The following is a 13,720-nucleotide window of genomic DNA, read 5'->3' as shown; positions in this document are numbered from 1 at the left end:
CGGAGCCCGGCTTCGCGCCACCGCCGATGCCGGTGCCGCCCTATCGCCGCGTCGTGACCGGCCTCGCGCGGCTGCGCTCGCTGTGGCAGCGCTGGTTCCTCTGGCTGCTGCTCGCGATCCTGGTGCTGGCGCTGCTGGTCACCGTGGTCTGGCTCGCGGGCAAGCACGAGGTCGAGCAGGTGCAGGCCGCGCTCGACCGCGACACCGCCGATGCCGTGACCGACCTGCGCAGCGGCATGCAGCGCAATGCCCAGAGCCTGCGCGCCACGCAGGCGCCCGGCCCCGACCGCTCGCACTGGCCCGAGGCCGCGGCCGCGCTGCTGCGCGAGCACCGCGAATGGCTGCGGCTCGAATGGCGCGACGCGCGGCTGCGCACGCTCGACGCGGTCGACACGCCCTACCGGCTGCATGTGCTCGATCCCGCGACCCGCACCGCCGAGCAGTCCGACGTCTCGCTCGCCTGCGCCGCCGCGCGCAAGCTCGGCACGCCGGCCTACTCGCCGAGCCACTACGTGCCGCTGGGTGGCGGTGGCGGCATGGAGGTGATGGAGCTGTGCGTGCCGATGGACGCCGGCGGCGGCTTCCTGGTGGCCAGCTACTCGCTGCGCGACACGCTGGCCGAGCTGGTCGGCCCCACGCTCACGCGCGGCCAGGAGGTGGCCTTCACCGAGACCGACGGCACGCGTCTCGTGGCCATCGGCACCGCGCGCCGCGTCGGCACGCGCGTGTTCACCTCGCAGCAGCTGATCGACCTGCCGGGCGCCGCGCTGATGCTGCGCGTGGACGGCTGGCGCTCCGCGCCCGACCTGTTCCCGAACGTGCTGACCGCGCTGGTCACGGCGATCTCGATCGCGCTGGTGTCGGTGCTGGTGCTGCTGGCGCGCGACACGCGGCGGCGCCTGCGCGCCGAGCGCGACCTCGCCGACTCGCTGGCCTTCCGCAAGGCGATGGAGGACTCGGTGATCACCGGCCTGCGCGCGCGCGACCTGCAGGGCCGCATCACCTACGTCAACCCGGCCTTCTGCGAGATGGTGGGCTTCAGCGCCGAGGAGCTGATGGCGCGCGAGGCCAACGACGCGCCCTACTGGCCGACCGAGCTCGCGCACGAGTACCAGCAGCGCCAGGCGCGCCGGCTGGCCGGCGGCATGCCGCCGCGCGAGGGCTTCGAGTCGGTCTTCATGCGCAAGGACGGCACCCGCTTCCCGGTGCTGATCTTCGAGGCGCCGCTGCTCAACGCGCAGCGCGTGCAGACCGGCTGGATGAGCGCCTTCATCGACGTCAGCGAGCAGCGCCGCATCGAGGAGCTCTCGCGCGCCAGCCAGGAGCGGCTGCAGGCCAGCGCGCGATTGGCCACCGTGGGCGAGATGGCCTCGTTGCTGAGCCACGAGCTCACCCAGCCGCTGGCCGCGATCGCCAGCTACGCCACCGGTTCGCTCAATATGCTCGGTCCCGACGCGCGCGGCGAACAGGGCGAGGTGGCGATGGCGGTGCGCCGCATCGCCGAGCAGGCCGACCGCGCGGGCCAGGTGATCCGCAGCGTGCACGACTTCGTGCGCCGGCGCGACCGCACGCGCGAGGCGGTGGCGCCGCAGGCGCTGATCGATGCCGTGCTGCCGCTGGTGCGGCTGCAGGCGCGCAAGCTCGGGGTGATCATCGAGGTGGTGCTCGAGGACCGGCTGCCGGCCGCGATGTGCGACCGCACGCTGGTCGAGCAGGTGCTGCTGAACCTCGCGCGCAACGCGATGCAGGCCATGGACACGGCCGACAACATCGGCAACCGCGTGCTGCGGCTGCGCGTGGCGCGCGCGGTGGCGGTCGGCGGCAGCGGCACGGAGGATGCACGGCGCTGGCTCGAGTTCTCGGTGGCCGACCTCGGCAGCGGCATCGGCGAGGAAGTCGCCGCGCGCCTGTTCACGCCCTTCTTCACCACCCGCGCCGACGGCATGGGGCTGGGCCTGAGCCTGTGCCGCACCGTGGTCGAGCAGCACGGCGGCGCGCTGATGTTCGAGCCCAACCGGCCGCGTGGCACCGTGTTCCGGTTTACCCTCCCGGCCGCGGCCTGAGGCCGCCGCCCCCCGACTTCTCTTCGATTTCCTTCCCGACCGATATGCAACCGCTGATCGATGGCCTGATCTTCATCGTCGACGACGACGCCAGCGTGCGCGAGGCGCTGGCCTGGCTGCTGCGCTCGCGCCGCCTGGCCAGCGAGCACTACGGCAGCGCCGAGGCCTTCGAGCAGCGCCTGGCCGAGGGCCCGCTGCCCGAGCAGCCGCTGTGCCTGCTGCTCGACGTGCGCATGCCCGGCACCAGCGGGCTGGTGCTGTTCGACCGGCTGGTCGAGCGCGGCCTGCTGGCGGCCCTGCCCGTGATCTTCCTGACCGGCCATGCCGACGTGCCGACCGCGGTCGATGCGGTCAAGCGCGGTGCCTTCGACTTCTGCGAGAAGCCCTTCTCGGACAACGCGCTGGTCGACCGCATCGAGCAGGCGCTGCTGCTGTCGCAGGACGCGCTCGAGGCGCGCCGCGCGCGCCGCGGGCTGTCCGACCGCATCGCGGAGCTGACCGAGCGCGAGCGCGACGTGATGCGGCTGGTGATCGAGGGGCTGCCCAACAAGCTGATCGCCGACCAGCTCGCGATCAGCGTGCGCACGGTGGAGGTCCACCGCGCGCGCGTGTTCGACAAGATGGAAGTGAAGTCGGCGGTGGAGCTCGCGAACAAGCTGCGCGGGCTCTGAGCCGCGCGAAAAAAAGCCCTCCGCGAAGGGAGGGCTGGCGATGCGTCCGGCGGGCCGGCGCTCAGGCCTTCTCGGCCACGAACAATTCGACGCGGCGGTTCTGCGCGCGGCCGGCCACCGTGCCGTTGTCGGCCACCGGCTCGCGCGAGCCGCGGCCGTCGGTGGTGATGGCGGTGGTCGACACGCCGCGGCCCACCAGATGGTTGCGCACGCTGTCGGCACGGCTCACCGAGAGGCGCTCGTTGCCTTCCTCGCTGCCGGTGTTGTCGGTGTGGCCGATCACGCGCACGCTGGCGGCGGTGGCGCTTTTCAGGCCGTCGGCGACCTTGTCGAGCACCTGCGCGAGGTTGCGCTTCACGTTGGCGCGGCCGGTGTCGAACGACAGCTCGTTCGGGATCACGAGGTGCAGCTGGTTGTCGGCCGTCTGCTCGATTACCACGCCCGTGCCCTTGGTGGCGGTCTCCAGGTCGGTCTTCAGCGTGGCCAGCCGCGCGGTCCAGCTGTTGGCGGCCGGGGCTTCGGTCTTGGCGGCGGGCGCGGCGGCGTCGGCCGGTGGCGCGGACGATTGCGAGGCGCAACCGGCGATGAACAGGAGCACGGCGGCGGCCGCGCTCGAAACAGCGAGCTTCCTCATGAAATTTCCCTCTGATGAACCATTGGACAAGACGTGGATGTGGGCGCCGGTGGTCCGGCGCGCCTGCCTTCCCTGCAGGGGGACGGCCGCTTGGCGGCCGTCCGGTCGTCAGCCGCGCGGTCCGCGCTCGCCGACGTAGATCTCGACGCGGCGGTTCTGCGCCCGGCCCGCGTCGCTGTTGTTGTCGGCGATCGGCTCGTGCGAGCCGCGGCCCTCGATGCGGAAGATGGCCGCGTTCACGCCGCGCGCCACCAGGTAGTCGCGCGTGCTCGCGGCGCGGTCGACCGACAGCGGGTTGTTGATGGCGTCGGAGCCGGTGCTGTCGGTGTGGCCGATGATGCGCACCTCGGCGGCCGGGTTGTTGCGCAGGCCGCTGGCGAACTGGTCGAGCACCGGCGCGAAGTTGGGCTTGATGTTCGAGCGGCCCACGTCGAAGGAGACGTCGCTCGGGATCGCGAGCTTGAGCTCGTTGTTGGGGGTTTGCGTCACGGCCACGCCGGTGCCCTGGGTGGCGGCTTCCATCTGGCGCTTCTGCGCTTCCATGCGCTGCGACCACAGGTAGCCGCCGAGCGCGCCGGCCGCCGCGCCGACCACGGCACCGGTGCCGATCGCCCCGCGGTTGCCGCCGGTGGCCGAGCCGATGACGGCGCCGCCCAGGGCGCCAGCGCCCGCGCCGATGGCGGTGTTGCGCTGCGTGTCGGACATGCCGCCGCCCGCGCAGCCCGCGAGAACGATGGCGAGCGAGGTGGTGGCGAGTACGAGTTTCTTCATGGCGATCCCTTTCGAGGTTGGTTCAAGCGGGCACAGCTTAGCCTTGCGGCGGCTGGGATGGTACGGCTTCCGGGGCCGTCCTGAAACACCGGAAGCCGTGACAGGGCCCGTGATTGCTCGCTGGATTGCTACCAAAGTAATAGCCAATGGGCCGTTCTCCGACAGCGCGCGTCGACCCGGGACTGCAGGAGGAATTCACGGATGCGGCGGCGGGTCTTGTTGGTCCTTCGCGTCCCCCGCCTTGGGCTCGTCCTCCTCGTGCAGCTCGCCTTTCTTGCGGCCCGAGAACATGGTCCACCAGACGATGCCGATGAACAGGAGTCCGGCCGCGAGGGCTTCAAGCAAAATCAAACCCATGAGAAATGGACTCCAGTGGCTGGTTGGGCTCGCGATCGTAGCAACGCTGGCCGGCTGCTCCGTCGGGCCGCGCGTGCCCGACACCCCCACCCGCCCCCCCGTCGTGCAGCCGCCGCGCGACCTCGGCCCCCTCACCGGATCGATGGCCCACCCCAAGAGCCGCTGGGTGCCCGTGGGCTGGGCCGAGCTGCCGGGCTTCGGCGAGGACCCGTTGCACGAGGCCTGGATCGCGCTGGTGGCGAACTGCTCGCGGCCCAATGCCGCCTTCGCGCCGCTGTGCCGCGAGGTGCGTCAGCTCGCGATCGCGAGCCTGGACGAGCAGCGCCAGTGGATGACCCAGCGGCTGCAGCCCTACCGCGTCGAGTCGCTCGCCGGCTCGAGCGAGGGCAAGCTCACCAGCTACTACGAGCCGGTGTACGAGGCCTCGCGCGTGCCGACCGCGCAGTTCAACATCCCGCTCTACCAGGTGCCCGCGGGCTTCGTGCCGCGGCGTCCCTGGTACACGCGCCAGGAGATCGAGACCCTGCCCGAGGCCCAGGCCGCGCTGCGCGGCCGCGAGATCGCCTGGATGGCCGACCCCATCGACGCGCTGATGCTGCACATCCAGGGCTCGGGCCGGCTGCGCCTGACCGAGGCCGACGGCTCGCAGCGCACGGTGCGCATGGCTTTCGCCGGCACCAACGAGCAGCCCTACCGCAGCGTGCAGCAGTGGCTGATGTCGCAGGGCGTGACCAAGGTCGGCCGCTGGCCCGACGACACCAAGGCCTGGGTGGCGCAGAACCCGCAGCGCGTGTCGCAGCTCCTGTGGAGCAATCCGCGCTACGTGTTCTTCCGCGAGGAGGACCTGAACGAGGTCGATGCCGCCTTCGGCCCGCGCGGCGCCCAGGGCGTGCCGCTGACCGCGGGCCGCTCGATCGCGGTCGACCGCGAGAGCATCCCCTACGGCACCCCGGTATGGCTGGCCTCCGCGGGCCCGTCCGCGCAGCTGCAGAAGCTGGTGGTGGCGCAGGACACCGGCAGCGCCATCGTCGGCGCGGTGCGCGCCGACTACTTCGCGGGCACCGGCGCCGATGCCGGGCGCTTCGCGGCCAGCATGAACCAGTCGCTGCGCCTGTGGGCGCTGTGGCCGAAGCAGCTGCCGCCGCCTTGACTCCGCGCGGGGCTCGATGCCTCGTCCATTCATCGGGGGCTCGAAGCCCCCTTTTTTTCGTCCGCATCTGGATGCCGTGAGCCGTCGCATGGCGGCATCGTGACAACCACAAAAACACAGGTCGAATGAACCTGAACAGAAGCTGACCAATTCACGGAACTGTCATTCGTTCTACCTAACTTCGCGGGCTGGTTTCTTTTCCAACCCACGAGAAAGACAGCGCGCATGACCGCACCTACCCGCGACGACCCTTCGTACGATCTCGACGACGTCGGCACCAATCCCAGCAAGAACCCGTCGTTCAACGACCTGATCGCTTCGCGCCTGAGCCGCCGCCATCTGTTCGGCCTGGGCGTCGGTACCGCCGGCACCGCGCTGCTGCAGGCCTGCGGCGGTGGAGGCGGCGGTGGCGGGTTCCTGCCCATCGTCCCGCCCCCGCCCGCACCGGCACCCCCGCCGCCCGCGCCCCCGGCACCGCTGAAGCTCAACTTCAACCCCGTGGCCAAGAGCCTGGCCGACGTGGTCACCGTGCCCGCCGGCTACACCGCCAGCGTGCTCTTCCGCCTGGGCGACCCGATGGCCGCCGGCGTGGCCGCGTACAAGAACGACGGCACCGACGATCCGGCCACCTACGACCGCCGCGCCGGCGACCACCACGACGGCATGACCTTCTTCGGCATGAACGGTTCGAACAAGTGGGACGCCGCCAACGCGACGCGCGGCCTGCTGGTGATGAACCACGAGGCGATCACGCCGCTGTTCCTGCATCCCACCGGCCCGACGGCGCTCAACCCGGTCTACAGCAGCGCAACGAGCGCGTCGCTGATCGACGGCCAACGCAACGTGCCCGGCGAGGTGCTGCGCGAGTTCTATCTGCACGGCGTGAGCGTGATCGAGGTCAACAAGACCGGCAACACCTGGAGCTACAAGCAGGACTCGAGCTTCAACCGTCGCATCCATACGCTGACCGAGATGGCTTTCTCGGGCCCGGCCGCCAAGACCGACTACCTGAAGACCAAGTTCTCGACCGACGGCAGCAAGACCCGCGGCACGCTCAACAACTGCGCCAACGGCACCACGCCGTGGGGCACGTACCTGACCTGCGAGGAGAACTGGGCCGGCTACTTCCGCCGCGTCGCCGCCACTGACGATGCCAAGCGCAGCGCCAAGGAACTCAAGTCCTTCAGCCGCTACGGCGTCTCCGGCACCGGCCGCGAACTCTGGGCCACCGTCACGCCCGACACCGCCGACAACCAGTACGGCCGCTGGAACACCGAGGTGCTCGGCGCCAGCGCGACCGCTGACTACCGCAACGGCCACAACACCTATGGGTGGGTGGTCGAGATCGATCCCTTCAACCCCTCGAGCACGCCGAAGAAGCGCACCGCGCTCGGCCGCTTCGGCCACGAAGGCGCCTGCCTCGGCCCGGTCGTGGTCGGCAAGCCGCTGGTCTGGTACATGGGCGACGACTCGCGCAACGAGTACATCTACAAGTTCGTCTCGACGAAGAACTGGGACGCGGCCGACATCGGTGGCGGCATGGCCGCCGGCGACAAGTACATGGACGACGGCCGCCTCTACGTGGCCCGCTTCGATGCCGACGGCACCGGCAAGTGGCTCGAGCTCAAGCTCGGCGTCAACGGCATCACCTCGAGCAACACCAACTACGCCTTCGCCGACGCGGCCGACGTGGTGATCAACGCTCGCCTGGCCGCTGATTCCGCCGGCGCGACCAAGATGGACCGGCCCGAGTGGACCGCCGTGAACCCGAAGAACGGCGACGTCTACGTGACGCTGACCAACACCAATGCCAGCTCGCGACCCATCGGCCAGACCAATGGCGCGAATCCGCGCTTCTACAACGACATCAAGGACGGCAAGACGAACCAGACGGGCAATCCGAACGGCCACATCGTGCGTTTCGCGGACGACAACGCCGACCCGGCCGCGCTGAGCTTCAAGTGGGACGTCTACCTGTTCGGCGCGCGCTCCACCGCCGCGGCCGACGTCAATGTGTCGCAGCTCTCGGCCGACAACGACTTCTCGAGCCCCGACGGCATGTGGTTCAGCCACGCCGCCCCGGGCCTGCTGTGGCTGCAGACCGACGACGGTGCCTACACCGACGTCACCAACTGCATGCTGCTGGCGGCGCTGCCGGGCAAGCTCGGCGACGGCGGCGCGAAGGTGATCACCAACACCGATGGCACGACCACGCTGACGCAGAACACCTTCGTGGGCAAGGCCCCCGGCACCGACGGCCTGCGCCGCTTCCTGGTGGGACCGAAGGACTGCGAGCTGACCGGCATCGCCGAATCGGGCGATGGCCGCGCGCTGTTCGTGAACATCCAGCATCCGGGCGAAACCACGGCCCGCACGGCCATCTCCGACCCGACCCAGTACGGCAGCCACTGGCCGCAGGGCGGCAATGCCCGCCCGCGCTCGGCCACGCTGGTGATCACCAAGGACGACGGCGGCCTGATCGGCCTCTGAAACCCCGCGCCGCGGACCGGCCTCGCCGGTCCGCGCATGGGGCTCCCGAGTGGGAGCGACACGCGGATGTCGTCACATCCGCGTGCGCGGTGTCACGGCCTTGTCATGTGCGATGCATGCCGTCGTCACAGTAGTTAACTAAGGTTCGCGGCTGACCGGCAGCGGAGAGAAACAGAGGCTGCACGGTCGCCCTCGACACCCCACGACAACTCGGGAGAAATCCATGTCCGATTCCACCAAGGCGCAGTCCGGCGCCTCGCGCCGCCACGCCCTCAAACTGCTCGGTGCCGCACCGATGCTGCCGCTCGGCGGCGTTGCCTTCCTGACCGCCTGCGGCGGTGGCGGAGGCGGCGGCGGCTTCCTGCCCGTCATTCCTCCGGCACCCGCGCCCGCACCCGCACCGGCGCCCGCCGCGCAGTTCAAGTCGGCCGAATTCACCGGCATGGCCGCGCCCACGCTGGCCGACCCGGCCGCCATGTCCACGACCACGGTCGGTTCCACGCTGAAGATCTCGTTCGACAACGGCAGCTCGACCGAGTACCGCCTCGCCTACCAGCCCTTCTTCCTGACCGGCGACCTCGTGCCGGACGGCAAGGGCGGCAAGGTCCTGGCCGGCGGCTACTACGACATCAAGAACCAGCCCATCATGGACAAGTCGGTGCCGGTCAACACGCGCCAGTTCTACTCCGACAGCCCCGACGGCACCTCGCTGCTGACCGTGCCGAATGCCAAGGTCGACGGCGTCAAGGGCAAGCCGGTGTTCGCCGTGGTCCAGTTCGAATACACCACGCGCGACCTCGCCGGCGGCAACACCTACGGCACGCTGCCCTCGCCGATCGCGGTGCTCACGCTCGACCAGGACCAGACCACCGGCAAGCTCAGCCTGGTGAAGTACCACAACGTCGACATGTCGAGCGCGCACGGCCTGTGGATCACCTGCGGCGCGAGCCTGTCGCCCTGGGGCACCCACCTGTCGAGCGAGGAGTACGAGCCCGACGCGGCCAGCATCTCCACCAACACGATGTTCAAGGCCTACAGCAAGAACGTGTTCGGCGACGAGACCACGGCCAACCCCTACCACTACGGCCACCTGCCCGAGATCACCGTCAATGCCGACGGCACCGGCAGCGTGAAGAAGCACTACTGCCTGGGCCGCATCTCGCACGAGCTGATCCAGGTCATGCCCGACCAGCGCACCGCCATCATGGGCGACGACTACACCAACGGCGGCTTCTTCATGTTCGTGGCCGACAAGGAGAAGGACCTCTCGGCCGGCACGCTCTACGTCGCCAGGTACGACGCGGGCTACTCGATCGACCCGGCCGCCGCCGCCACGAAGATGTCGTGGATCAAGCTCGGCCACGCCACCAGCGCCGAGATCGAAGCCCTGGCCAACACGCTCAAGGCCTCGGACATCCTCGACGTGGTGTACGCCGTGCAGAACGGCAGCAACGACGCCACGCCGCTGACCCCGGCGACGCCGGTCGACGCCAGCTACACGCTGATGTACTGCGACGGCAAGGCCAACTGGGTCCGCCTGAAGCCGGGCATGGAGAAGGCCGCCGCCTTCCTCGAGACCCACCGCTACGCCAACCTCAAGGGCGCGAGCATGGCCTTCACCAAGATGGAAGGCACGACCGTCAATATCAAGGACAAGGTCGCCTACTCGGCACTGCAGAACATCCAGGACTCGATGGTCAGCGGCGGCAAGGGCTGGACCGCCGCCACCAACATCGCGCTGCCGAAGAAGCTCAGCGCGGGTGGCGTGATGGCCCACAACCTCGCGGGCGGCCAGAAGGACGGCGACGGCGCCGCGATCGTCAGCGAATGGGTGCCGACCCAGACCCGCGCGCTGATCGTGGGCGAGGACATCACGGCCGACCCGCTGGGCAACACCTCGAACCCGGACATCATCGGCAACCCCGACAACCTGAAGTTCTCCGAGAAGATGCGCACCCTCTTCATCGGCGAGGACAGCAGCAGCCACGTCAACAACTTCCTGTGGGCGTACAACATCGACACCAAGAAGCTGTCGCGCATCATGTCGATCCCCGCAGGCGGCGAGTCGACCGGCCTGCATGCCGTGGACGAGATCAACGGCTGGACCTACATCATGAGCAACTTCCAGCACCCGGGCGACTGGGGCGGCATCCACTCGAAGGCCCTGCAGGACCTCCTCAACCCGTACGTGCGAGCGAACTACAAGGAACGCTACGCGGCGGCCGTCGGCTACCTCACCGCCGACCCGATCCAGCCGAAGCTCTCGAAGTAATCGGCCCCGCCGAAGAGATCAGGACGGCGCTGTCGGCAACGGCAGCGCCGTTTTGTATCGCACCTGCTTGAGCGCAAAGCTCGAGCGGATCTTCTCGATCCCCGGGATCGGCGTGAGCTGCTCGAGGATGAACTTCTCGAGCGCCGCCATGTCCGCCACCGCGATGCGGATCAGGTAGTCGCTGTCGCCGGTCATCAGGTAGCACTCCATCACCTCGTCGTGCTCGGCGATGCGCTGCTCGAAGTCGGCCAGCGACTGCTTGCTCTGCGTCGTGAGGCTGATCGAGATGAACACGTTGAGGCCCAGGCCCAGCGCCTTGGCGCTCGCGAGCGCCACGTAGCGGTCGATCACGCCCTCGGTCTCGAGCAGTTTCACGCGCGCGAGGCAGGGCGAGGGCGACAGGTGCACGCGGCGCGCGAGCTCCACGTTCGACAGCGCGCCGTCGCGCTGCAGTTCGTCGAGGATGCGCAGGTCGATCGCGTCGAGTTGCATGAAATGCCGTGATCTGGTGGATTGGCGGAATTTTATGCCGACGAGCCGTCAAGCTGCGGGCCGCAGCAGTAGCCAATTCTTTTCGTGGCGGCTTAAAGTGCCGACATGAACGCCCCGATTTCCGCCGACCAGATCCGTGCCCTGCTGCTCGACGAGGCAGCGCTGTCGCACGACCCCGATCCCGCCGAGACCGCCGAATGGCGCGAGTCCTTCCTCGCGCTGGCGCAGGTCCACGGGCCGCAGCGCGCGCGCCAGATGCTCGACGAACTCGCACGGCTCGCACGCCAGCAGCGCATCGGCTGGCAGCCGGAGCTGTCGACGCCGTACGTCAACACCATCGCGGCCGAGGACCAGCCGCCGTTCCCGGGCGACCTCGCGGTCGAGGAGAAGCTGGCCTCGCTGATGCGCTGGAACGCGCTCGCGATGGTGGCCAAGGCCAACCAGGCCTATGGCGAGCTCGGCGGGCACATCGCGAGCTATGCGAGCGCGGCCGACCTGTTCGAGACCGGCTTCAACCATTTCTTCCATGCGCGCAGCGCCGCCCATGGTGGCGACCTCGTGTTCTTCCAGCCGCACAGCGCGCCCGGCGTCTATGCGCGCGCCTACCTCGAAGGGCGCCTGAGCGAAGGCGACCTCGCGCACTACCGCCAGGAACTCACCGCGCCCGCCTTCGTCGACGGCAGCGGCGCGCGCGGCCTGTGCAGCTACCCGCATCCCTACCTGATGCCGGACTTCTGGCAGTTCCCCACCGGCTCGATGGGCATCGGCCCGATCAGCTCGATCTACCACGCGCGCTTCATGCGCTACCTCTCGCACCGCAACCTGCTGAACTGCGAAGGCCGCAAGGTCTGGGGCGTGTTCGGCGACGGCGAGATGGACGAGCCCGAATCGATGAGCGCGCTGACCCTGGCCGCGCGCGAGAAGCTCGACAACCTCGTGTGGGTGGTCAACTGCAACCTGCAGCGGCTCGACGGCCCGGTGCGCGGCAACGGCCGCATCATCGACGAGCTCGAGAAGCTGTTCGCGGGCGCCGGCTGGAACGTGATCAAGCTGGTCTGGGGCAGCGACTGGGACGGCCTGTTCGCGCGCGACACCAGCGGTGCGCTGGCGCGCGCCTTCGCCGCCACCGTCGACGGCCAGATGCAGACCTTCGCGGCCAAGGACGGCCGCTTCAACCGCGACAACTTCTTCGGCCAGAACCCCGAGCTCGCGCGCCTGGCCGAGGGCATGACCGACGAGCAGATCGACCGCCTCAAGCGCGGTGGGCACGACCTCGTGAAGATCCATGCCGCCTATGCCGCGGCGGCCGTCCACAAGGGCCGGCCCACCGTGATCCTGGCCCACACCAAGAAGGGCTACGGCATGGGCAGCGCGGCCCAGGGCAAGATGACCACGCACTCGCACAAGAAGATGGGCGAGGTCGACCTGATCGAGTTCCGCGACCGCTTCGACCTGCCGCTGAGCGACGCGCAGGCCGCCGCCATGGACTTCTACCGCCCGGCCGAGGACAGCGCCGAGATGCGCTACCTGCGCCAGCACCGCGAGGCGCTCGGCGGCGCCATGCCGCGCCGCGAGACCGCCTGCGAAGCGGTGGCCAAGCCCGACATCGCGAACTACGCGCAGTTCGCGGTCGCGGCCGCTGGCAAGGAGATGAGCACCACCATGGCCTTCGTGCGCCTGCTGGGCAACCTGCTCAAGGACAAGGCGCTGGGCCCGCGCATCGTGCCGATCGTGGCCGACGAGGCGCGCACCTTCGGCATGGCGAACCTGTTCAAGCAGGTCGGCATCTATTCGAGCGTGGGCCAGCGCTACGCGCCCGAGGATATCGGCTCGGTGCTCAGCTACCGCGAGGCCACCGACGGCCAGATCCTCGAGGAAGGCATCAGCGAGGCCGGCGCCATCGCGAGCTGGACCGCCGCGGCCACCAGCTACAGCGTGCACGGCCTGGCGATGCTGCCGTTCTACATCTACTACTCGATGTTCGGCTTCCAGCGCGTGGGCGACGCGATCTGGGCCGCGGCCGACCAGCGCGCGCGCGGCTTCCTGCTCGGCGCCACCTCGGGGCGCACCACGCTCGGCGGCGAGGGCCTGCAGCACCAGGACGGCAGCAGCCACCTCGTGGCCGCGACCATTCCCAACTGCAAGGCCTACGACCCGGCCTACGCGGGCGAGATGGCGGTGATCGTCGACGCGGGCATCCGCGAGATGATGGTCGAGCAGCAGGACGTGTTCTATTACGTCACGCTGATGAACGAGAACTACGCGCAGCCCGACGTGCCCGCGGGCGCCGAGGCCGACATCCTGCGCGGCTGCTATCGCTTTGGCACCTACGCGCCGGCCTCGGGCAAGGCGAAGAAGAAGGTCACGCTGCTGGGCTCGGGCGCGATCCTCACCGAGGTCGTGAAGGCCGCGCAGCTGCTGGCCGACGAGGGCATCGAGGCCGAGGTGTTCAGCGTCACGAGCTGGAGCGAGCTCGCGCGCGACGGCCTGGCCTGCGAGCAGCGCGCCATCGCTGGCGAGGACACGGGCGAGGCCTTCGTCGCGCGCCAGCTCGGCCAGGGCAAGGCGCCGATCGTCGCCGCCACCGACTACGTGCGCGCCGTGCCCGAGAGCATCCGTGCCTTCCTGCCCGCGGGCCGCCGCTACCTCACGCTGGGCACCGACGGCTTCGGGCGCAGCGACACGCGCGCCGCCCTGCGCGGCTTCTTCGGCGTCGACGCGCAGAGCATCGCGAAGGCCGCGCGGCACGCGCTGGGCTGATCGACCGAACGGGCCGGCCACGCCGAAAGTGGCCGGATCCGTGGGGTCGTTGTCGTTGCG

At 69.6% G+C, this 13,720-nt stretch carries 10 protein-coding genes; 6 read left to right on the top strand and 4 right to left on the bottom strand.

Features of this window, described 5'->3' with window-relative positions; genetic code table 11:
• The first annotated feature begins 26 nt into the window (after window positions 1-26).
• Together ACODT0_RS09250 and ACODT0_RS09245 are read left to right on the top strand one after the other, a co-directional pair.
• Window positions 27-2,063, top strand: coding sequence for a two-component system sensor histidine kinase NtrB (locus ACODT0_RS09250; protein WP_057597448.1), 2,037 nt, complete (start codon window positions 27-29; stop codon window positions 2,061-2,063).
• 44 nt (window positions 2,064-2,107) lie between these two features.
• Complete coding sequence (locus ACODT0_RS09245; protein ID WP_057597445.1) at window positions 2,108-2,734, top strand: response regulator transcription factor; 627 nt, start codon at window positions 2,108-2,110, stop codon at window positions 2,732-2,734.
• Window positions 2,735-2,795: 61 nt separating this feature from the next.
• Here the strand turns inward: ACODT0_RS09245 and ACODT0_RS09240 are convergent, their stop codons facing one another.
• From ACODT0_RS09240 to ACODT0_RS09230, 3 genes are all read right to left on the bottom strand, one after another.
• A complete protein-coding gene (locus tag ACODT0_RS09240; RefSeq protein WP_057597446.1) occupies window positions 2,796-3,368 on the bottom strand; it encodes an OmpA family protein in 573 nt (190 codons plus the stop codon).
• A 108-nt stretch (window positions 3,369-3,476) separates the two neighbouring features.
• Window positions 3,477-4,139 (bottom strand): YiaD family glycine zipper/OmpA-like lipoprotein, encoded by a 663-nt coding sequence (locus tag ACODT0_RS09235; protein ID WP_057597447.1) that lies wholly within the window; start codon window positions 4,137-4,139, stop codon window positions 3,477-3,479.
• A gap of 195 nt (window positions 4,140-4,334) precedes the next feature.
• On the bottom strand, window positions 4,335-4,496 hold the full coding sequence (locus ACODT0_RS09230) for a hypothetical protein (RefSeq protein ID WP_172705778.1): 162 nt from the start codon (window positions 4,494-4,496) through the stop codon (window positions 4,335-4,337).
• Between ACODT0_RS09230 and mltA the strand changes: the two genes are divergently transcribed.
• The 3 genes from mltA (at window position 4,495) to ACODT0_RS09215 (ending at window position 10,408) form a co-directional block, all read left to right on the top strand.
• Window positions 4,495-5,646 (top strand): murein transglycosylase A, encoded by a 1,152-nt coding sequence (mltA, locus tag ACODT0_RS09225; protein WP_261208972.1) that lies wholly within the window; start codon window positions 4,495-4,497, stop codon window positions 5,644-5,646. The genes ACODT0_RS09230 and mltA overlap by 2 nt on opposite strands.
• 225 nt (window positions 5,647-5,871) lie before the next feature.
• Window positions 5,872-8,136, top strand: a complete 2,265-nt coding sequence (locus tag ACODT0_RS09220) for a PhoX family protein (RefSeq protein WP_489041110.1) — start codon at window positions 5,872-5,874, stop codon at window positions 8,134-8,136.
• Window positions 8,137-8,359: 223 nt separating this feature from the next.
• Window positions 8,360-10,408: a PhoX family protein gene (locus tag ACODT0_RS09215; protein WP_489041109.1), complete on the top strand. Its 2,049-nt coding sequence runs from the start codon at window positions 8,360-8,362 to the stop codon at window positions 10,406-10,408.
• An 18-nt stretch (window positions 10,409-10,426) separates the two neighbouring features.
• Here ACODT0_RS09215 and ACODT0_RS09210 read toward each other — a convergent pair whose 3' ends face one another.
• Window positions 10,427-10,900: an Lrp/AsnC family transcriptional regulator gene (locus ACODT0_RS09210; protein ID WP_057595886.1), complete on the bottom strand. Its 474-nt coding sequence runs from the start codon at window positions 10,898-10,900 to the stop codon at window positions 10,427-10,429.
• A 105-nt stretch (window positions 10,901-11,005) separates the two neighbouring features.
• Between ACODT0_RS09210 and mdeB the strand changes: the two genes are divergently transcribed.
• Window positions 11,006-13,660, top strand: a complete 2,655-nt coding sequence (gene mdeB, locus ACODT0_RS09205) for an alpha-ketoglutarate dehydrogenase (protein WP_489041108.1) — start codon at window positions 11,006-11,008, stop codon at window positions 13,658-13,660.
• Window positions 13,661-13,720 lie beyond the last annotated feature (60 nt).

This window comes from Variovorax sp. FG153 (genome assembly GCF_057809595.1).
This window is presented reverse-complemented; position numbering and strand designations above follow the sequence as displayed.